The organism is Embleya sp. NPDC001921 (assembly GCF_053594475.1).
The window spans coordinates 176025-197579 of the sequence record NZ_JBSFEO010000018.1 but is presented as its reverse complement, the minus strand read 5'-3'; the positions used below and the strand labels follow the sequence as shown (position 1 = coordinate 197579).

Below are 21555 nucleotides of genomic sequence, written 5' to 3'. Positions count from 1 at the left end.
ACGCGGCGACGGCGAGACCGGCCGCCGTCACGCCGAACGACCAGCCGAACGTACGGATTACCACGGATGAGGTCCTTATCTACCTGGGGATTGCAGCTCAGAGTGGGTCATCAGGAAGACCGGCCCCCACTCCCCGCCCGAGAGGCTCGGGAAAGGCGTCAGGGCCGGCCCCACCGGGTGACCGACCCTGACACACACCGTCAGTACGTACTCATTGCACGCTGACGCCGAAGTCGAGTGCGATCCCCCGCAGGCCCGAAGCGTACCGTTGCCCTACCGTGCAGATCTTCAACTCCCCCTGGTTACGGTCAAGTTCTCCAAAGATGATGGCTGTCTCACTTGACGCCTCTTCGGCAAGAAGGTAGAGGAGCGCCTGCTTGTCGTTGTCCGCCGACAGCCGGAACGAACGCACGATCGCGTGGAGGGAGCCGTCGGGCTCGGACGCGATCTCCGCCCGCACTTCCGGTCCTGCGATCGGGCCGGCGACTCGGAGTTCTTGCCCGGTCCGTCGCGCGTCGCACGGTCGCCGAAACGCTTCCGGGACCAACCTCGTGTCCACGGCGATCGAGCATCCGTCGCCTTCGCGTCGATCGGCGACGCCGGCTCCGGAGGGCGGTCTGCCCCGTCCGACGTCCGAGCCGCGGTGGACGGTCGGCGGTCACCTCCGCGGGATCGTGCCGAGCGGATGCCGGTGTCGCGTACCCGCACCGGGGAACACGCCGTCGGGCTGCCCACGCAGGAAGCGCCCCACACAGTGGGCCGGTTGCTCCGGACACGTGCCTCGGCGGTTCCGCGACCACGCGGTCCGCGGCTCGAACAACCCAACACATATCAACATCACAGCACCTCGAACATCGCGACAAGTGCCATGAATTGCTCCGGTTTACCTTCTTGACACGCTCACCATCACACCGATGGAATGTCAATTCCCGTTGAAATACGTTCGATCATGATGATTTCCACGGGCCGGAAGTACCCATCGCACCACTCTGCACCTGCGCTCACTCGAATCCCCGAGCTCTGGAGCCGTCCGTGCACAAGGTACGAACCACCCTCACCCGCCGCCTCGCGGCCACCCTCACGGCGCTGCCACTCATGGCCCCGATGGTGGGCACGGCCGCACTGGCCGGCACATCCGTCGTCGCCGCCCCGTTGGCCGGCGCATCCGTTGCCGCCGCGCCGCCGGCCGGCGCGGCGCCCGACGGCCAGGCGATGGTCCCCCCGATGGGGTTCAACAACTGGAACTCGACCCACTGCCGTGCCGAGTTCAACGAGGCGATGATCAAGAGCATCGCCGACATCTTCGTGTCCAAGGGCCTCAAGGCCGCCGGCTACCAGTACGTCAACCTCGACGACTGCTGGGCCCTCCCCAGCCGGGACGCCGCCGGCAATCTGGTCGCCGACCCGGTCCGCTTCCCCCACGGCATCAAGGCCGTCGCCGACTACGTACACGACAAGGGCCTCAAGTTCGGCATCTACACCAGCGCCGGCACCAAGACCTGCAACACCGCCGGATTCCCCGGCGGCCTCGGCCACGAGCGCCAGGACGCGAACCTGTTCGCCTCCTTCGGCGTCGACTACCTCAAGTACGACAACTGCAACAACCAGGGCGTGGACGCCAAGAAGCGCTACACCGACATGGCCGACGCCCTGCGCGACACCGGCCGCCCCATGGTCTTCTCCCTCTGCGAGTGGGGCCAGAACAAGCCATGGGAGTGGGCCGCTCCGATCGGTCACCTGTGGCGCACCACGGGCGACATCTCGGACAACTGGTCCTCGATGATCAACATCGCCCACCGCAACCAGCCCCTCGCCCCCTACGCCGGCCCCGGCCACTGGAACGACCCGGACATGCTGGAGGTGGGCAACGGCGGCATGACCACCGCCGAGTACCGCACCCACTTCACCCTGTGGTCGATGATGTCCGCGCCGCTGCTGATCGGGACCGATCTGCGCAAGGCGAGCGCCGAGACCTTCTCGATCCTCGCCAACCCCGACATGATCGCCGTCGACCAGGACCCCCTGGGCAAGCAGGGCACCGTGGTCGCGAACAACGGTGGTCTCGTGGTCATGGTCAAGGAACTGGCCAACGGCGACCGGGCCGTCTCCCTGACCAACGAGACCGCAAGCGCCGCCACGATCTCCACCAGCACGGACGCCCTGGGCATCGCCAACCGCAGCCCCTACCGGCTCAAGGACCTGTGGACCAAGGTCGTCTCCACCAACACCACCGGCACGATCAGCGCGTCCGTACCCTCCCACGCCACCGTCGCCTACCGAATCACCCCCGGCCCGGCCCCACTTCCCCCCGCCGGCACGTCCCAGCTCTCCGACCTCCCCTGGACGGGCATGCTCAACGGCTGGGGACCGGTGGAGAAGGACCGCAGCAACGGTGAACGAGCGGCCGGCGACGGCCGGGCCCTGACCATCAACGGCACCGTCTACCCCAAGGGCCTCGGCGCCCACGCGGTCGGCACCGTCACCTACCACCTCGGCACCCGCTGCACCGGCCTGACCGTGGACGTCGGCGTCGACGACGAAAGCGCCACCACCGGCTCGGTCGCCTTCCGGATCTACCGAGACGGCACCAAGGTCGCGGACAGCGGCGTGCTCACCACGGCGGACCCGGCCAGAACCCTCACCGCCGACCTGACCGGAGGCCGGACGCTGACCCTGGCCGTCACCGACGGCGGCAACGGCATCGACCACGACCACGCCGACTGGGCGAACCCCAGGCTCACCTGCGCCTGATCCCTCTCCGGCACGGCCCGGACGGCCGGCTTCCGAAACGGCTCCCGCGCCACGGGTGAGCACACCGTGGCCAGGGACTCGGCACCTTCCGGGAGTCGGCCGTCCCCGTGCCCCGCTCCCGTGCGGACCTCGCGGAAACCCTCCGGCCCGCCATGGTCGCCGGCGGCGATCCGTTCGGGGGCGCGACGATCCCCGCGGAGCCCGGCCTGTTCGAGCGTCGCCCCCGCCGGCCCGGTCGCTCCCGCCGGCCCGGTCGCCCCCGGCGGCGCCGTCGTCAGCACCGCGCGTCGCCGTGTCCGTACGGCCGGCAGTCCGGTGTCGGGAGCCATCACGCGCGAACCGCGCCGGGCCCACCCTCCGCGCAATCTGGATAGCGGGTCACGACGAGCAATCGGAAGATCATGTTCCCCTTATTCACGTGCTTGCCGGGGGAAAGCCCGACGTCCAGTCATGGCCACGTGCCATCCAGCATCCGCCTTCGACGCACGCTCAGGGCGCCTACGCCCGCGAGCCCCCTTCCCGTCAGGGACAGCCCGCCGCCGTCGCCGAACGCGTCGCGCACCGGCCCCACACCACCGGACTCCTCGCGGGGTCGCTCGTCATCAAGGGAACGCTGTGAAAGCAATGGTCGTCGGCGCGGGCCCTATCGGCTGTCTCATGGCGAAGCGGCTCAGAGACCGGGCATTCGAGGTGGACGTCTACGAGAAGGGGCCGGACCCCCGCCTGCCCGCGTCGGGCACCTCGCGGTCCTACTCCTTCAACCTGACCCTCACCCTGCGCGGGACCGGCACCCTCGAACCCGAACTCCGGTCCATGCTGGAATCCGAGGGCGTGCGGTGCGGACACCGCATCGTCCACCACGCCGACGGAACGCTGTCCGCGCACGCGTACGGTTCCGAGCCCGGGCACCACCTGCTGTCGATCCCCCGTCACCGGGTCCACCACATGATGCTCGACGAAGCCGAGCGCGCCGGGGCGCGACTGCACTTCGGCCACGAGTGCGTACGCGCCGATGCCCGCGCCGGCCGGGCCGTGTTCATCGCCGGCGGCGACCACCTCGTCAGCGCGCGGGCCGCTCTGCTCGTGGGGTGCGACGGAGCCGGCAGCGTCGTCCGCCACGAGATGTCCCGTGGCGGCAGTCGCCTCGATGTCCGTCAGGAATACATCACGCACGGATACATCGAGCTGCGGATGCCCGCCGGCCCACGTGGCCAGGACGTCCTGGTCGAGTCCGCCGCCGACCCGGATCTCCCCACCGGGCTGCACGTCTGGCCCCGAGGCGACCACCTGCTGCTCGCCCAGCCGAACCGCGACCACTCCTACTCGGCGTCGCTGTTCCTGCCGATGAGCGTCGACGATCTCGCCGTTCCGAGCTTCCGAGACCTGCCCACGGCGGCGGACACGGAACTCTTCTTCCGAACCGAATTTCCCGACGTCGCCCGCCTGTTCCCGGGATCGGCCCTCCGCTTCCCGCACCGGCCGCCCGCATCGCTCAGGATTGTCGAGGCCGGACGCTACCATCACGGCCGAGCCGTCCTGGTCGGCGACGCCGCGCACACGATGGTTCCGTTCTACGGCCAGGGCATCAACTGCGGCTTCGAGGACGCGCACGTCTTCTTCGACATCCTCGACCGCGTTCGCGGCCGTCACACGGGGGACTTCGTCCCGGAGACGGTGGCCGAGTTCACCGCCGCACGCGTCGGTCCGTGCCACGCCATCAGCGCCCTCTCGCGTGCGCACCTCGATACGTTGGCCGACGACACGACGGACGCCGGCTTCGCGCACCGGAACCGGGTCGAGCGGTTGGTTCAGGAGGCGCACCCCCACGATTTCACCCGCCTCTACGAGAGCGTCGCCTTCTCCCGGATCCCCTACGACCGGGTCGTGGACACACACGACCGGGGCAGGCGGCTGCTGTACGAGTTGTTCCGCACCTTCGATGCCGAGTCCGAAGCGGAGCGCATCGTCGAGGAGTTCGGCCGTCGCGTCCGGTCGTCGCGACCCGCCGAGTTGTACAGCGCGTAGGCGTCGCCTCCCGCCCTGCCCCACCACTGCCCCGCCACTCCCCGACCGGACCGCGACACGAGGGACGATGACGATCCATGGCCGAACCCACCCATCACACGGCTCCGGACACGGCCGACCCCTCGGGGCCCGAGCTCAACCTCACGATCGCCCAGTCGCGACAACTGCTGGAAACCGTGTCCGCGTACGTGCTGAGGTTCCACACAGACCTCGCCGCCGGCGCCTACCCCGCCTCCTACGTCGACGACTCCCTCGACGTCGCGGCCTACTCCGACGGCCTGCGTATTTCGAAGGAACTACGCGAAGACGACGTCCCCACGACACCCACGGACCTCGAACCGCTCCTGGACACGCTCTTCGGGCCGGCGATGACCAACGGCACCATGCACCCCCATCCCGGGTTCATGGCGCACATCCCCTCCGGCGGCCTGCTCCAAAGCGCCGTCGCCGACTTCGTGGCCGGCTCCGTGAACCGGTTCGCCGGTGTCTGGATCGCCGCGCCGGGCTTCCAGCAGATCGAGCGCAACGTCATCCGCTGGTACTGCTCGATGCTCGGATATGGCGAGGGTTCCTTCGGCTACCTCACCACCGGCGGCTCCATCGCCAATCTCATGGCCCTCGCCTGCGCGCGCCGACACCACGAGCGCGTCTCCGCCACCCTCCGCACGCCCAGGATGTACGTCTCCGGCGAAGGGCACTTCTCGATCGCCAAAGCCGCCCGGACCGTCGGCCTGCCGGCGGCAGCGATCACCACCATCGCCACCACCCCGAGCCACACCCTGAACGTCGACGAGCTCATCGCGACCATCGAGTCCGACCGCGCGGCCGGACTGAGCCCGATGTGTGTCGTGGCGACCGCCGGCACCACCAACTCGGGCGCCATCGACGACCTGGACCGCATCGGCGCCTATTGCGAAGCCAACGACATCTGGTTTCACGTCGACGCCTGCTTCGGTGGCTTCTTCCGCATCACCGCCCGGGGGAAGGCCGCCCTCGCCGGGATCGAACGCGCCGATTCGATCGCGGTGGACGCGCACAAATCCCTCTTCCTCCCGCACGGCAACTCCGCACTCCTGGTCCGGGATCGCCGCCGTCTCGCGGGCGCCTTCGAAGTGCCGGGTGCCGCCTACCTCCCGGGCCTGACCGAAGACGAGGACATCGTCGACTTCTGCGGCCTGGGGCCGGAACTCTCCCGGGAGATACGCGGCCTCACCGCGTGGCTCCCCCTGAAGATGCACGGAATCCGGGCATTCGAGGAACGTCTGGACGCGACGATGGACCTCGCCCACCATCTCGCCGAAGGCATCGCGAAACTGCCCGGTGTCGACCTGGTCCAGGCCCATCCCGCCGTCCTGCCGGTGGTCACCTTCACCGTCGCCGACGACCCCGCCGACCCCGGACCGGAAAGCAGGGACCGGCGGAACGCCCGTCTGTGCGAACTGATCTGCTCCCGCAAGAACACCTACCTGACCACCACGGAACTCCCGGGCGTCGGTCTGGTCGTGCGCGCCTGCATCCTCCATCCGCGCACCGATCGCACAGTCGTCGACCGCCTCCTCGAGGACATCCGTTGGGCCGTGACCCGGCAGGCCGCCGGGTCGGCGCAAGCACCGGTGTGACCGCGACCATGTCGAGCCCCGGGACGCCGCACGGGTCCTATTGAACGAGATCCTCCCGGTGAGATTCGGGGTGCTCGGGGTGCTCGGCGCGTTCGGGGGGCACGACGATCTCCGGTTGAGCGGAGCCGCTCCCGCCTTGCCAGGTCGTCCACAACGCGGCGTAGGCTCCACCGGTCGCGAGGAGTTCGGCGTGGCTGCCCGACTCCACCACCCGGCCGTCCGCCAGCAGTGCGACGCGGTCGGCGTCCCGCGCGGTGTGCAACCGGTGCGCGATGTAGATGACCGTGCGGCCTTCCAGAGCCGCCGACAGCGAATGTTCGAGCCGGCTCGCGGCAACCGGGTCGAAGCACGAGGTCGCTTCGTCGAGGACCAACACCTTCGGGTCCGCGAGAATGATCCGAGCCAGTGCCACCTGTTGTGCCCTGCCCGGGGTCAGCGCCTCCGGTCCGGAACCGACGACGGTGTCGAGCCCCCGGCTCAGGTCTTCCACCCATGAGGCGCCGACCGCGGCCAGCGCCGCGTGGAGTTCGGCGTCCCTCGTGCCGCCCCCGGCCACGGTCAGGTTGTCGCGCAGTGTCCCGTCGAAGACGTGGGAGGACTGTGCGACCAGCGATACCGTCCGTCCGAGTTCTTGTGCGTTCAGGGTGCCGACCGCGGTTCCGTCGATGGTGACCGTCCCGGCCCGAGGGACGTGTGCGCCGACCAGCAGCAGGCCCAGGGTCGATTTGCCGGCTCCCGATGCGCCGACCAGTGCCAGGCGCTCCCCTGGCGCGACGTCGAGGGAGATGTCCCGCAGTACCCGCTGCCCGTCCCGGTAGGCGAAGTCCACTCCGTCGACGACGACCCGGCCTCCCGTTCCGCCGTGGACGGGGACACCGGCGGACGGCACCTCGGCGGCCTTCCGCGGTCCGCTCCACCGGGTGACGCCGAGCAGCCGGGCCAGCGAAGCCGCACCGGCCTGAAGCTGGTTGGTCCAGGTCGTCAAACGGTCCATGGGATCGGAGAGTTGCTGAACGTAGAGTGCGGCCGCGGTGGTCTGCGCCAGCGTCGCCGAGCCGTTGGCGTACAGGTATCCGCCGATGACCAGGGTCGCCGCGGTGGGCACGACCCAGGCCGCGCCCACGAAGGGGAACCACACCGAACGCAGGAACAGGGTGTGGCGCTCCGCCTCGGCGGAGCGCGACAGGTCCTCTCGGGTCCGGTCCAGGCGGGCCTGCTCCAGGCGCAGTGCCTCGGTGGTCCGCGCTCCCTGGACGCTTTCGCTCAGCCCCGTGACGATGCCCGCGTAGGAGGCGTTCTCCCGCAGGTAGCCCGCCGGAGCTCGCCGGAGGTACCACCGGGTCGGGAACCACAGCAGTGGGAAGGCCAGCAGACACGGGACCATGAGCACCGGTCCCAGCAGGGCCAGCGCCCCCAGCGTGAGCGCGCAGGTGACGACGGCGGTGAAGATGCTGGGCGCGGCTTGGCGGAAGGTTCCGTTGAGCGCGCTGATGTCGCGGGTGCTGCGCGCGACGAGTTCCCCGATCCCCGCCCGCTCGGCGAGGGCGAGGGGTATTCGAAAGATCGCGGCGGCGAAGTCCTCTCTGATGCGCGCGAGCAGTCGCTCGGCAAGGCGGGCGGAGAGATGGAGGGCGATCCACGTCATGGCGCTCTGTGCCGTGAACAGAACGCCGATGACCAGCAGTGCCGTCCCCGGATCGGCGTCCCCGTCCGCGGCCCCCTGCGCGAGATCGCCGAGGAAGTAGGGCACCGCGAGCCCGCAAGCCGCGGCCAGGGTGTGCGCGGCCACCACGGCGAACAGTTCGCCCCTGTTCTCCCGCAGCAGGCCGCGGACGAATCCGATCACTTGGCCGATCGACGCGACCGGCAGTACCTCGGCTCCCATCAGCCCATCCCCCGCATGACCAGGCGCCGATAGTCGTCCGAGCGGTTCAGGAGGTCGCGGTGCGGGCCTTCGGCGCGGACCCGGCCGCGATCGAGGAACTGGACCCGATCCGCCTGTGCGAGCAGCAGGGCGCTGGTCGTGAAAACCACGGTCGTCCGGCCCGACCTGGCCCTCTTCAGGCCCTCGCCCATGAGGGCCTCGGTATGCGCGTCGACAGCGCTCGTCGGGTCGGACAGGACCAGGATCGGTGGGTCGGCGAGCAGGCAGCGCGCGAGCCGCAGCCGCTGCAGTTGGCCGCCCGAGAACTCGCGCGCGGGGTCGATCATCTCGGTGGCGAGCCCGTCGGGCAGGGCCTCGACGATCTCGCCCGCGGCCGACGCGGCGAGAGCGGCGGTGATCCGCGACGCTTCGGCGTCCCGCGGTGCGAGCTGCTCGCGCAGGATGCCGCTGAAGACCATCGCGTCGTTGTCGCCGAGGAGAACGCACTCGCGAATCCGCTTACGGGGGTGATCCGCGAGCGGAGTCCCGGAGAAGAGGACCTGTCCCTCCGCGAATCCACCGAGCCGGCTCGCGGCGTCGGCCGCCTCTGCCGGATCGGACGCGGCGACGGCGACCAGCTCTCCCCGCCGGACGGCCACCCCCGACTCGCGGTCCACGAGCACCTCTTCGCCCGGGACCGCGGGCGAGTGGAGCCGCGGGCTCGGCGCGAACGGCTCCACCCGCAGGATGTGGAGCATCCGGCGCGCCGCGACCAGCCCCTTGCTGTACTTGTCCACGGCGTCGATCAGCGTTCGCAGCGGCTGTCCCAGGTAGGCGGCGAAGGCGTAGAACGTGATCAGCTCGCCCGGCGTCAAGGCTCCCGAGCGGACGCGCCCGAGTCCGACCCAGACAACCAGTGCGATCAGGACGCCGGGGAGCAGCACTCCGATCGCGCCGAGCAGCGCGGTGTACCGGGACAGGCGGACCGCGGCGTCCCGCGCGGCCGCGGACGACTCGAGGAAGGCAGCGTGAATCCCCCGTCCGCCCCCGATGCTCCGCAGCACCCGCAGGCCCTGGATGATGTCGAGGATCTTCACCAACGTCTCGGCGCGCCGGGCGCGCGTCTCGGCCTGGCTGCGGTGGAGCGGCCTCAGCAGCCGCGCCGTGATCAGGGCGATCACCGGGACGCCGACGAGCACGAGCGACCCCAGCACCGGGTCGACCCAGACCATGAAGGCGGACACGACCAGCAGTCCTATCGCGGCGGCTCCGCCGACCATGGTCATCTCGACCATGCCCGCGATGAAATTGGCGTCACCGATGCCGACGGCCACCGCCTCCGCGGCGCTCACCCGGCGAGGCAGCTCCGCACCCGCACGGACGGCGTGCTCGACGAGGATGCCCACGGTCCGATAGAGCCCGCTCAGCCACGCGGTCACGGTCTTGCGATGACGCACGACGCCGAGGCCCACCTGGGCGATTCCCAGCAGCAGGACGGCGATTCCCCAGAGCCAGAGTCGGCCCGAGTCTCCGGATTCGACCCGGTCGTCGACCGCTCGCCCGATCACCACGGGAACGCTCGCGGTCACCACCGTCCCGCAGATTCCGAGCAGGATGCCCGCGGCGATGGCCCGGCGATGTTCCCGCAGCAGCCCGCGCACCAGGTGACCGGTGGACCGGACATCCGGCCTCAGGCCGTACACGGCGGCCATGGCTCTCCCTGTGTCGACGAGTGCGGTTTCACATGTGACATGTTGACAATCCCGAGAGTCGTGCCATAACTTCCAAAAAAGCGCACCGAAATAAAGATCGAGTGGAGTTCCGCATGAAATCCGACCGCTTGAGAATCGCGCTGCTTTCTCCCGCGTGGCTGAGAACTCCGCCGCGCCGATACGGTGCGGTCGAGGCCCTTGCCTGTGTTCTCGCGGACGGCCTCACACAACGCGGCCACAAGGTGACCCTTTACGCGTCCGGCGACTCCGTCACCGCCGCCGAATTGAGGAGTCACTATCCACAGGCCCTTCTCGACTCCGGGCGGGGGGATGATCCGATGCTGGAGCTCATGCACGTATTGAAGGCCTACGGCGAACTCGACGAATTCGATGTGATCCACGACCACAGCGATGCGATCGGTATCGCCCTCGGCTCCGTCGCGGCCCGCTTGAAACCCGTTGTCCACACCATGCACGCACCACCCACCTCGAAGTGGTACGGCCCCATCTACGAGACGGTCGACGACCGTATCGACCTGGTGGCGATCAGTGAGTCCCAGCGCGGGTCCGCACCGGGAATCTCGTTCACCGAAATGATCCACAACGGGATCGAAGTGGAACGATTCCCCTATCGGAGCGACAAGGACGACTATGTCTTCTTCATCGGAAGAATGTCCCGCATCAAAGGTCTTGATCTGGCCATCACTGCGGCCCGGGAGTCCGGGCATCGGCTCGTCGTGGCGTCCAAGGAGGTCGCCACGGAAAAGGAGCACCGGTATTTCGAGGATATCGTGAGGCCGCTCCTCGGGCCGGACGTCGAACTGGTCGGCGAGGCGGATTTCGCCACCAAGGTCGCGCTCTACGCGCGCGCCAAATGCACCGTCGTCCCGACGAATTGGAACGAGCCGTTCGGCTTGACCGCGGTCGAGTCGCTCGCCTGCGGCACTCCCGTGGTCGGGCTGCGCCGCGGAGCCACGGCGGAGATCGTCGAACCCGGCGTCACCGGATTCCTCAGCGACGACCCCGCGGGGCTCGGGCCGCTGATCCGGCGAACCACGGAGATCGACCCCGCCGCCTGCAGACGCGCGGCCGCCGAGCGCTTCTCGCACACCCTCATGATCGAAAGATACGAGCGGCTCTACGAGACGGTGCTCGCCCGGCGCGGCTGAGCCGGGACTTCCACTCGCGAACGGCGTCCTGGCGGTCCGAGGGGTGGGAGCGCACCCCCTCGTCATCCTCGTCCTCCGTCCGCCCCGGCCACCGGGACACCCTCCGGACGGCCCGCGATCAGCGCGACGATGTTCTCCGAGAGGGTGCGTGCCGCTCGTCTGATCGCGGTGCCGGTCATGCCCGCGACATGGGGCGTGAGCATCGCGTTGGGAAGACCTGTCAGTGGTGAGGCGAACCGGCCGTGTTCGAGGGCGAAGACGTCGATCGCGGCAGCCGCCGGGGGTGCCTTGTCGTCGCGGAGCGCCCGCGCCAACGCCTCCTCGTCGACGACGCCGCCACGGCCGACGTTGACCAGGATCGCCCCCGGCCGCATCAACCCCAGTTCCCGGTCCCCGATCAGACCTCTCGTCGCCTCGGACAGCGGGCAGTGCAGCGAGATCACATCGGCGCCGGCGAGCAGTTCGTCGAGCGAGGCCGCGAACCCCATGCCGGCCTCCCGCGCCATGGCGGGGGTGAACCGCGGTGATCCGAAGGCGGTGACGCCCATGCCGAGCGCCCGGGCACGCCACGCGAGTTCCGTCCCGCTCCGGCCCGGTCCGACGATGCCCAGTGTCAGATCGGCCAGTTCCGGTGGGAAGGGCATCCGGCCGGAACGCCAGCGACCCCGATGGGCCTCCCGGTCGAGCGCGACGAGGTTCCTGGTCAGCGCGAGGACCATGGCCAGGGCGTGCTCCGCGACGGCGGCGGCATTCAATCCCGGTGTATGGGTCACCACGACGCCCCTCTCCCCGGCGACGCGCTTGTCGATGTTGTCGGTACCGGCCCCCACCTGCCCGATCACCCGAAGCCGCCGCTCCGGCCCCGGACCGGTCGCGGCCCGCAGGAGCGACTCCCGCAGCGGCAGGTTCGCCCTGGACTTGATCACATCGAAGCCGATGCCGTCCCCGACGACGGCATCGACGACCCGCCCCTCGTCGAACCCGTCGACGTCGACGAAGCCGATCCGGCCCGCCCACCGTCCGCGGGCCTCCTCCCGGTCGGCCAGCCGCCACAGGTTGAGGGTCACCTCGAAGCCCGCGCGCAGCAGCGGATCCAGTTCGTCCGCGAGGAACTCATCGGGCGCCGAGTCCAGGATCAGGATCCGCGCGGCTGCTTCAGGGGACATGTCGAGTGCCTTCCGTTCCGGAGGTGTTCAGGCGGTCAGGGTCCGCCGATGGACGGCGGTCGCAACGTGCCGGGCGGACTCGAAGGCCCCCGCCTGCCAGGCGGTGAGGTGGCTGAGCCAGTCCCCGGCGAAGTGGACACGGCCCGCGGGCCGACACAGCAGGTCGTATTCCCCGGTGTCGTAGGACGGCCAGATGACCCAGGCACCCTTGATGTGCGGTATCCGCTGCCAGGCGACCGAGAACGATCCGATGACGGGCTCGTGCCTGCGACCGTGCACCTTGGCCACCGCCTCGGACGTACGGGCGAGCCGGTCGGCGGGGCGCAACCCGCCCAATTCCGTCGCGGAGTCCTTCAGCGAATACCCGACCAGCACACCCGATCGGGAGTGGAAGCCGTGGGACGGGTACCAGATCCGCTGGACGTCGAGATTGGTGTGCGTGACGCCGCCGTAGACGGCCTCGTCCCTCTCCCACCACCGGTCCGCGTACTCGACGCCCGTCTTCACCGCCGGACGCGCCACGGGAAAGGCCAGCGCCGCCGACACCTCGGCACCGAGATTGTGCCGAACGTCGGCCATCAGATGCGGCTGCACGGTCACGACACAGAAGTCCGCGTGCAGCTCGCGCGACCGGCCGGATTCGGTGCGACAGGTGACCGAAACCCCGGTATCGCGGGTGACGATGTCGGTGACCGGTGCGTTCAGGATGACGTTCCGGCGACCGACCGCCTGCACCAGCGCGTCCACCAGCGCGTCCATTCCATCGGCCGGTTGGAGGAGCATCAGGCTCTTCTCGTGGTCCAGGTCGAGTGCCACGTATTGTCCGAGCCCCCGGGAGAACACCTCCGACAGGGTCGCCGGCGGAAGCAGCGGCCGCGCGTCGTGATCGGCGGCTCCCCAGCCTCGCTCCAGGCCGCGGCGGGTCGAACCGCGGTAGACGGCACGGCCGCCGGACGGATCCAGGTCGCCGAAGTCGGCCAGGAACTCCAGGAGCGCCTGCTTGTCGCCGTCGGTCAGTTCGGCGTCCAGGACCTCCCGCTCGACACAGGAGGACAGGAGTTCGGCGAGATGACCGTAGGTGTCGCTCTGAACCGCTCGTTGGCGGACGGCTTTCGCCGGCGTTCCCGCCGGATGCTCGTGGTAGACGTAGGCGTTGGCGTTCCGGCTGATGAACGGCTCCAGCCGGATCCCGAACTCGCGGCAGTATTCGATGGTCACCATCGACTGGGTGATACGGGCCGCACCCGCCTCGAAGCGCTGGCCGGCGGAGAAGTCCGCCCGCTGCGGGTCGGCGCCCAGTTCCTGCTCGGTGTCGCCGTCGCGGACGGTCCAGACCCGGCCTCCCGGCCTCGGCTTCGCCTCGACGACCGTGCAGCGATGGCCGGCCTTGCCGAGTTCGTAGGCCGCCGCGAGACCGGCGATGCCAGCGCCGACGACGACGACCCGTCCGGGCCCGCGCCCGGTCGCGGCGAAGTCGCGGCGGTCGGGCGCCCGGTAGGCCGGGCGGTCGCGGCGGCCCCCGGTGCCGGGCAGGTCGAGGACGTCCAGGGTCTGCCCGAGCAGGTCCGGACCCGCGTGCGTGCCCACCGCGGTGAGGAGTTCACGGCGCGTCATGGCCGCCCCAGCGCGCTCAGGGAGCACGCGGCGCGATCGAGCAGGGCGGCCCAGCCCTTTGCCCCGTCGTCGCCCTCGAACCGGAGAATCTCGGTATGTTCTCCTGCCGGGAAGGCGTCGGTCGCCTCCCCCGATCGTGTGCGGTACAGCTCGACCCTGCCGTGCGAGACGGCCGGCAACTCGAACAGCATCCCGCTCAGCAGGTGGTTCAGCCAGGCGTCGTACCGCTCCAGCAGGTCACCCAGGAACAACTCCCGGTCGAACCGGTCGAAGCCCTGGCGTTCCGCCCAGCTCTCGCCCAGCTCACGAAGGCCCGCCCCGAGCGCCGCCAACCGCGACCGAGGGTCGGAATGCTCCGCCAGGATCCGGTCGACGACAAGCGAAGCCTCGGCCGCGTCGGCCCCGAGCCGGCCGGCGAGGTCGCCATAGGTCTCCCGGATGTGCCCGGCGGTGGTGATCTCCGGGCGGAAGAGCTGGACGAGCGGGACGTCGTATCCGCTCTCGGTCAGGCGTCGCGACGTCGCGACTGCCAGCGGCGCGGCCGTGCACAGCGCGAGAACCGCGACGGGCTCGCCGGGGTCCGGACGCCCGTCGCGGATCGCGTTCCCGGCGCGCGCGGCCAGATCGGTGTACTCGGCGGGGGGCGCCAACTCGAGGGGATCGAGCCGCACGCAGCGCAGGCCCGCGACGCGATCCCGGACCGGTTCCAGGCTTCCCTCTTCTTCCGTACCGTTGAAGTCGAACATCAGGATCTGAACGGTCACAGGTCCGCCTCCGCGGGCATCCAGTGGCGCGAGACCACCCGGACGGCTTCTTCGAAGGCCCCGATCAGGCCGTCCATCGTCTCGGTGGTGATCGCGTCGGGACAGTGGCGCCACTTGGCGATCAGGCTTTCCCCCTGCATGTCGCACACGATCCTGAGGACATAGGGCTGCGCCTCGTCCGGGCATTGGGCGTTGCCGAGGTCGTAGCCGAACAGTTCGGGGAACTCGGTCTCGGTGATCACCTGTTCGGCTGTTCCGCGATAGTTCAGATAGACCCTCGGCTCCGGGAAGCGGGCGAACTCGTCGCGGAGCCCGACATCATCGGCCAGGTAGCGCAGGGCCCCGAAGGAGATCCTCGGACCTGGGAGAGCGGCCGTCTGGGCCGCGGTCGTCCGGACGACCTCGACGGGATCGGCCTCGCCGTCCACGCACGTGACCGTGGGCACGATCTCCGAGATCCAGCCCACGGTACGGCTCACATCCGGGCCCTCCGCGAACTGGTCACGACCGTTGACGACGACATCGACCAGCGGAGCCGAGACCTTGAACACCCGGGAGAGCGCGTGGTTGAGCGCGCCCAGGATGATCGGCTCGCTGCCGTGGCTCGCCGACAACCGACGGAAACCGACGGCGAGCCCGTCCAGGGGCAGTTCCGAGCGGCGCGAAAGAAGCTCGCTCAAGGGCCGAGGCCCCCTGTCCTCACGCAGCGGCAGGCTCTCTGCCGAACTCCAGGGCCGCCCGCGCCAGTAGTCCACGACGGCGGGATCCCACGGGCCGGCGGCGTAGCGGCACAGGTACGTGGACCACACCGCGTAGTCCGTCGTGGGCGTCGGACTCGGGGAGCGTCCGGACCGGACGGCTTCCAGTGCCGCGCGGAAGTCCGAGATCAACACTCCCCAACCGACGGCGTCGCAGACCAGATGGTGGATCACCACGACGAGCGCCCAGGGCCGGTCGTGGTGCGCGAGGATCCGGAACGCGGTGAGCCGCCCGGCGGCGAGATCCAGCGAGCGCTGGGCGCGATCGGCGATCACCCGCACGCTCTCGTGGTCACCCTGCCGCACCAAAACGATCTCCGTCGCGGTGTCGGCCCGCGCCGGCCGGCTCACCTCCTGGTACGGCGGCCGCGCCTGGAGTTCGAACCGCGACCCGAGCACCGGATGGTGGTCGAGAACCCGCTGGATCGCCTGGACGACCCGGTCCGCGGGCAGATCGTGGGGGAGGGCGAACATGGCGTCGTCGTTGTGGTGGTGGGGATTGACACGATCGAGCCGCAGCGTCCGTTGCTGCATCGGCGACAGCCGCAGCCGTCGATTCCCGGTCGCGGGACCCGTCCGTGCGGTGGCCGGGCGGACGATCCCCAGGAGCTCTTCGAATCGGGGCGCACGGTAGACGTCCTTGAGGGCCAGCGACCATCCGTGCTCACGAAGCCGGCTGATCAGGCGGAGCGCGGCGATGGAGTCCCCGCCCTGATCGAAGAAGCGGTCCTCGGGCCGCACGCGCTCCACGTTCAGGCAGAAGCACCAGGCTTCGGTGAGGGCGTCCCGTGCCGGTGCGCCGGTCCGGCCGGTCATGCGCCGACCTCCCGGGGGAACGAGCGCGGATCGTTGAGCAGTTGGATCAGATGACCGGGGTCCGCCGGGATCCGTTCGAGCACCGGGAGATAGCCCGTGAAATCGTCGAGCCGAAGGCCCAGTGTGCCCAGTGCCCGGCCCAGTTCCGCGGTGTGTTCGCGCGTACCGGGCAGGTCCGTGCCGGAGATGTCGGCCAGCCGGCTCATCGTATGAACCGGCGGAATGTCCTCCTGGATCATCCGTGAGCGGACGAGTTCCGCGAGGGAGCCGCAGGAGCGGGAGCGGTAGATGGAGCTGCAGGATTGCATCATCTCGAAGAAGTCGTCGAGTACCGGCAGGCCGTATTGGCGCTGAATGATGTGCGGGAACGTCTCCGTCTTGACTCCGTACGCCCGGGCCAGCTCGACCCGTTCCCGATCCACCCGGTCCAGACGCGCCGCGAGCGCCCGGTCGATCCCCTCCGTGTAGTGGGCGTAGGTGGTTCCTTCGCGCGTCCGTCGCAGGTTCTCCGGGTGCAGGGCCACTCCGGCGTGAATGATGTAGCCCAGCGGATCGAAGATCAGCTCGATGCCGTCACGCAGGATCAGATCCGGCCAGGAGGGCCGGCCGATCTTTGCACCGGACGGGAACAGCCGCCTGAGTTCCTGGACGATCCCCTCGGGGTCGGCCGCATAGACCGCCACGTTGACCTCCAGCTTGCGTTTGCAGGAGATCTCGCCGTTCGTCACCCGGGTGCCGTGGAAGGAGTCCTCGACGAGCACCAAGGCCGTGTCCCGCAATTCCCGGCGCGTGCGGACGAGTTCGGCGACGTACGGCTGACCGGCTTGACCGGCCCGGACCAGGACGATGATCTTGCCCGCCAGGGGGACCTCCCGCAGCAGCAGGTCCATCAGTTCGATCCGCGCCCGCGGGATGTCCGGCACGGTGACCACGATGATCCGTGCCCGCGCCAGGGATTCCCTGCCCCGGGGGCTGTTCAGCGTGGCGAACTGATCGGACGTGAAGCACACGGTGTCCCGTTCGCCGCCGGGCAATAATTCGAACGAGACGGGCCGCCGTAGGGGCGCGATCCGTGCCTTTGACTCGACAGGGTCGGCTCGCCGGTAGAGCAGAACGGGGTGGAGACCGTGCGCGCCCGTCGTCCGCGTGAACTCGGCGAGCAGCGTGACACCCACATGACCACCACCGATGATCGTGATCAGTGGGCTCACCGTGCGACCACGCCGCTCAGGGCGAGCATCGAGCTGCCGTGGATCGCGACGATCTCCTCCGGGACGACGTAGGCCCGCAGGAGCAGCCTGTCGCAGGCCTCCCGCCGCATCTCCTCTCGACCGTGCAGGCAGTGGTCGTTCGGAATGATCAATGCCTCGCCTTCCCGAATCCGGTGACCTCGCCGGCGACCGATCTCCAACGCCACCACGCGCAGTTCCGCCAGCGCCGATGCCGCGTCCTCGTGCTCCTGCGGGCTCAGTCCCCTCGTGGGGGTGATGGCGTCGAAATGGAACCTGACCCGTGTCGTACCGCCTTCCAGCAGTGCGAAGCGGTACACCTGTTCCCTGCGCCAGGCGAGCTTGCCGCCGACCCGAGCCTCGAAGTGCTCGCGCGCGAGTATGCGGCGGGTCGCGTCGGACAGACCCGCGATGATCTCGGCGGACGGGGCGAGCAGCGTCTTGGGCACGACGCCCTGCGCCCGGTGTGCCAGGAGCACCAGGACGCGTGGTCTGCTGAGGTCGTCGATGAAGGGGAAGTCGTTGTGCATTCCCAGCAATGACGTGCCCGCGCTGCTTTCGCGGGATCCCGTCGACGGCGAGATGTCGGTCAGATAGGACTGGTTGTAGTCGCTGTAGGCGACACAGGCCCCCAGGGACTCCCCGACCACCAACGCGAGGACCTTGCTGTCCTGTATGTCGGGGTAGGAGGGCAGCCCTTGGAGCAGGAGAGGTGTGTCCGCGCCGGACCCGAAGCTCTCGCTCAGCGGATCGAGCCGCCCCGGCGCACCCGTCTCCCGTATCCGTGCCAGGTACCGGTATTCCGACTCACCCGGGCATGATCGACGGACGGCACGCACCGCCCGATCCAATGCATCCCGTCGAGCCGTGGTCAACGTCAACGTCCGCACCACGGTCTCCCCCTCGAGAAGGCTGTCAGTAGCCGACGGACATGGCGTCGATATAGGTGGATGCGAGCGCCATGGCGGCCTCCGGGGCACCCTCCGCATGCGCGATGGCGTACGCCAGGTGCATCTCGGCCGGCAGCCAGGTCAGTTCCGCGGGTTCTCGGCTCGCGACCTCGACGATTCCTTCCGCCCTGCGGGGACGGTCGATCTCCTTGACCTGCCCGGCTTTGGGCGTCAGCAGGTCGTAGAGCGCGGCATGACCCAGATAGCGCCCTTCTTCCGGAAAGGACACGGACTCCCCTCGGCACAGCCGCTGATAGCCGTCGATGGGGTCGAACCCGGTGGTCAGGCGCACCAGTTCGGTGAGGCCTCCGCCGGCCAGTCTGGGATTGATCTCGATGAGCGCGGGGACGTTCCCGTCCATCCGGAATTCGATGTGCGCGCCGCCCATCCGGTGGCCGGCGGCCTCCAACCAGGCCACCAGCGTGTCCGCGACGATCGGGTCGACGCCGCCGCCGAACGTCCAGGGGAAGACATGACCGATCTCGCGCCTCGTGGGGGGCGGGGTCATTCTGCTGGTGCGGGTGACGCCGAGCAGACGCCACCGTGATTCCGCGGAATCCCACAGGAGTTCTCCGCTGAATTCGCCGCCTTCGACGTACTCCTCGACCAGCGCGGTCGGCACCGCGTCGCCGGCGCCTCCCGTGGCCCGGTAGGAAATGATCGCCTCGTCCACCGCGTCGGCGAACTGCTCGTCGTCGTGGCAGAGGGAGACGCCGTAGCTGCCGATCCCGACCGCCGGCTTGACGATGCAGGGGTAGCCCACCGGGGAGGTCGCCGGGGTCTGCCCGGTGGGGACGACCGCGTAGGCGATCTCACGGCCGATGCCCGCGGTTCGTTCCCTGGTCCGGTCCTTGAAGATGCAGTTCCGCAGCCCCTCGGGGTCGGCTCCGGGCAGGCCGAGCACCTGCGCGAGCCGTGCGGCGGTGAGCAGGAAACCGTCCTGGAACGCGATCACCCCGGACAGGTCGCGATCGCGGTAGGCCGCCACGACCGCTTCGGGGTCGAGGGTGTCGATCGTGTCGATCGCGCTCATCGCGTCGAGCGGTAGGTCCCGCATGATCGGGCGGGCCGGTCGGAAGGTGAATTCCGGGACCCGGTAGCGCTCCGGATCCGCACTCGCCAGTCGGGTGCGAAATCCCTGCGATCGCGCCATCGCCGCCCCGAAGGCCGCGTAGTCCCCGAAACCCAGTTCCACGTAGAGAAGTTCAGGCATGCCCGTGCCCCCGTTGCTCGATCTCTTCCTCGACGCGCGTCACCAGTTCGCCGAAGCGCGAGTATCTGTAGAACTCGCTCAGGCTGATCAGGACCCCGGTGCGTTTCCTGATCATCCTGAGCAGGTGGACGGCGGCCAGTGAGTCGCCGCCCGAGGCGAAGAAGTCCTCTCCGCTCGAATCCGGCGCGGCGCCCCGTACCTCTGTCCAGGACCGCTCCACCTCCGCCCGGGGTGGCATCGACGAGGGCCGAGGCCTCGTCGTCCCGCTCCGGGTTCGCTGTTCCAGCCGTGTTCGGTCGAGCTTTCCGCTGGGCAGGAGCGGCAGTCGCGCGCACGCCTCGATCGTCGCGGGGATCATGTAGGGGGGCAGACTCGTGGCCAGCCATCGCGTGATCTCGTCCGGGTCGACCGCGGGCTCGGCCTCGAAGAACGCCGTCAGGCCGCGCGACCGATCGCCGCCGGACACCACGACGCCGCAGTTCCGGACGGACGGATGTCTTCCCAGGACGGCCTCGATCTCCTCGACCTCGATCCGCCTGCCGTGAATCTTGACCTGGTTGTCGAGGCGTCCCCGGATCACGAGTTCACCGTCGGACCAGGCGGCGAGGTCACCGGTCGCATAGAGTCGCCGGCCCGCGAGCGCACCGGTGCCCGCGCGGAACGCCCGGGCGGTCAGCGCCTCGTCGGTGTACCCGGCCGCGAGAGCGAGCCCTCCGATATGGAGGTGGCCGAACTCGCCGTCCGCGACCGCGGCGCCTTCGTCGTCGAGGATGAAGAATTCGTTGTTCCGCAGCGGAGCACCGGCCTTGATCTCGCCGGACGCGCGAATCCGCCACGCCGACGACCAGATCGTCGCCTCGGTCGGCCCGTACATGTTGAAGGCCCGATCGCAGTGCGCCAGCAGATGATCCCTGACGTCCTTGGTCAGGGGCTCACCGCCGCAAAGGCCCACGGCCAGGCGGGCGGACAGATGGGGGGCCAGCAACCGCCACATCGTCGGCGTCGCCTGCACGCACGTGATCCGGGTCGAGAGGCAAAAGTCCGCGAGCGCGGCCGGAGACGTGCGAATGTCCTCGGGAACGACCACGGTGGTACCGCCGGCCGCCGGCGGAACGAGGAACTCGGCCAAGGAGATGTCGAAGGTACAACTCGTCGCGGCGAGCATGCGCAACGGACTCGCCGCGGCCGTCAGCCACACCATCTCCTCGATCAGGCCGACGAGTCCGGCATGGGTGACCCGAACCCCCTTGGGGTGACCGCTCGTTCCCGAGGTGTAGATGATGTACGCGAGTTCCGTGCCTACCGCGTCGTCGGCGTCGCCCTCCGGCCGGCGGGCAACGGCCTCTCTCGCGGACGAGACCACCTCGGCGGGGACCAGGACGATCCGCCGCCCCGGGAACGTCGCGAAGAGACCTTCCTGGTCCGGCCCGATGATCGCGAGTTCGGCCCCCGAATCCGTCCACATCGTCCGGAGACGGCCGACCGGATAGGAGCGTTCCGCAGGCACGTAGACGGCCCCGGCCATCCAGATTCCCAGTACCGCCACGACGGTCGGGATCCCGTGAGGCAGGCAGACCATCACTGTGTCTCCGCTGCCGACGCCTCGGTCGGCGATCCGCGCGGCGAGCGACCGGGCCGCCGTCAGTAACTCGCCGTAGGAGAGAACGTCCCTGCCATCGGTCAGAGCGGCGGCATCGGGAGTCTCGGCAGCGCTCCGCCGCAGGAGATCGATCACGGATACGGCCCGCGAATCACCCGGTAACGCCGATAAGCCTTCGTTCCCCAACCGACCGTCCATGCCGCACCCCCGGGAGCGAAGTTTTGTATTCAAAATTTGTTATACAAAGATCATCGACAGTCAAGGACTCGGCCGGACACCGCGGCGGAAGGGCTAGGGTGGGCACC

15 protein-coding genes are annotated in these 21555 nt (G+C 69.4%); 4 read left to right on the top strand and 11 right to left on the bottom strand.

Translation table 11 applies throughout. The annotated features are described in order from the left end of the window. Positions 1 to 211: 211 nt before the first annotated feature. Positions 212 to 415, bottom strand: a complete 204-nt coding sequence (locus ACWCPW_RS22410) for a TerD family protein (protein WP_449763367.1) — start codon at positions 413 to 415, stop codon at positions 212 to 214. Positions 416 to 1104: 689 nt separating this feature from the next. Here ACWCPW_RS22410 and ACWCPW_RS22405 point away from each other — a divergent pair. The 3 genes from ACWCPW_RS22405 (at position 1105) to ACWCPW_RS22395 (ending at position 6395) form a co-directional block, all read left to right on the top strand. Beyond that, entirely contained in the window at positions 1105 to 2751 is a 1647-nt protein-coding gene (locus ACWCPW_RS22405; RefSeq protein ID WP_449763366.1) for an NPCBM/NEW2 domain-containing protein, read from the top strand. Between the two features lie 450 nt (positions 2752 to 3201). Then, positions 3202 to 4776, top strand: coding sequence for an FAD-dependent oxidoreductase (locus ACWCPW_RS22400; RefSeq protein WP_449763358.1), 1575 nt, complete (start codon positions 3202 to 3204; stop codon positions 4774 to 4776). A 77-nt stretch (positions 4777 to 4853) separates the two neighbouring features. Then, entirely contained in the window at positions 4854 to 6395 is a 1542-nt protein-coding gene (locus ACWCPW_RS22395; RefSeq protein ID WP_449763357.1) for a pyridoxal phosphate-dependent decarboxylase family protein, read from the top strand. 37 nt (positions 6396 to 6432) lie between these two features. Here the strand turns inward: ACWCPW_RS22395 and ACWCPW_RS22390 are convergent, their stop codons facing one another. Continuing rightward, positions 6433 to 8280: an ABC transporter ATP-binding protein gene (locus ACWCPW_RS22390; RefSeq protein WP_449763356.1), complete on the bottom strand. Its 1848-nt coding sequence runs from the start codon at positions 8278 to 8280 to the stop codon at positions 6433 to 6435. Beyond that, positions 8280 to 9971 carry an ABC transporter transmembrane domain-containing protein gene (locus ACWCPW_RS22385; RefSeq protein WP_449763355.1) on the bottom strand — a complete coding sequence of 564 codons (1692 nt, stop codon included), beginning with the start codon at positions 9969 to 9971 and terminating at the stop codon, positions 8280 to 8282. The genes ACWCPW_RS22390 and ACWCPW_RS22385 overlap by 1 nt, the downstream gene beginning before the upstream one ends. A 113-nt stretch (positions 9972 to 10084) precedes the next feature. Here ACWCPW_RS22385 and ACWCPW_RS22380 point away from each other — a divergent pair, with 113 nt between their 5' ends. Continuing rightward, a complete protein-coding gene (locus ACWCPW_RS22380) occupies positions 10085 to 11140 on the top strand; it encodes a glycosyltransferase family 4 protein (protein ID WP_449763354.1) in 1056 nt (351 codons plus the stop codon). Positions 11141 to 11202: 62 nt separating this feature from the next. Here the strand turns inward: ACWCPW_RS22380 and ACWCPW_RS22375 are convergent, their stop codons facing one another. The 8 genes from ACWCPW_RS22375 to ACWCPW_RS22340 all read right to left on the bottom strand — a co-directional run bounded on the left by ACWCPW_RS22375 (position 11203) and on the right by ACWCPW_RS22340 (position 21448). Next, a complete protein-coding gene (locus ACWCPW_RS22375) occupies positions 11203 to 12306 on the bottom strand; it encodes an NAD(P)-dependent oxidoreductase (protein WP_449763353.1) in 1104 nt (367 codons plus the stop codon). Between the two features lie 27 nt (positions 12307 to 12333). Next, complete coding sequence (locus ACWCPW_RS22370) at positions 12334 to 13920, bottom strand: flavin monoamine oxidase family protein (RefSeq protein ID WP_449763352.1); 1587 nt, start codon at positions 13918 to 13920, stop codon at positions 12334 to 12336. Continuing rightward, positions 13917 to 14684 (bottom strand): hypothetical protein, encoded by a 768-nt coding sequence (locus ACWCPW_RS22365; RefSeq protein ID WP_449763351.1) that lies wholly within the window; start codon positions 14682 to 14684, stop codon positions 13917 to 13919. The genes ACWCPW_RS22370 and ACWCPW_RS22365 overlap by 4 nt, the downstream gene beginning before the upstream one ends. Then, complete coding sequence (locus ACWCPW_RS22360) at positions 14681 to 16258, bottom strand: condensation domain-containing protein (protein WP_449763350.1); 1578 nt, start codon at positions 16256 to 16258, stop codon at positions 14681 to 14683. The genes ACWCPW_RS22365 and ACWCPW_RS22360 overlap by 4 nt, the downstream gene beginning before the upstream one ends. Beyond that, positions 16255 to 17469, bottom strand: coding sequence for an NAD/NADP octopine/nopaline dehydrogenase family protein (locus tag ACWCPW_RS22355; RefSeq protein ID WP_449763349.1), 1215 nt, complete (start codon positions 17467 to 17469; stop codon positions 16255 to 16257). Before ACWCPW_RS22355 ends, ACWCPW_RS22360 begins: the two co-directional genes overlap by 4 nt. After that, positions 17466 to 18326 (bottom strand): TauD/TfdA family dioxygenase, encoded by an 861-nt coding sequence (locus ACWCPW_RS22350; protein ID WP_449763348.1) that lies wholly within the window; start codon positions 18324 to 18326, stop codon positions 17466 to 17468. Before ACWCPW_RS22350 ends, ACWCPW_RS22355 begins: the two co-directional genes overlap by 4 nt. 76 nt (positions 18327 to 18402) lie before the next feature. Continuing rightward, positions 18403 to 19650, bottom strand: coding sequence for an ATP-grasp domain-containing protein (locus ACWCPW_RS22345; RefSeq protein ID WP_449763347.1), 1248 nt, complete (start codon positions 19648 to 19650; stop codon positions 18403 to 18405). Continuing rightward, entirely contained in the window at positions 19643 to 21448 is a 1806-nt protein-coding gene (locus tag ACWCPW_RS22340; RefSeq protein WP_449763346.1) for an amino acid adenylation domain-containing protein, read from the bottom strand. The genes ACWCPW_RS22345 and ACWCPW_RS22340 overlap by 8 nt, the downstream gene beginning before the upstream one ends. Positions 21449 to 21555: the final 107 nt, after the last annotated feature.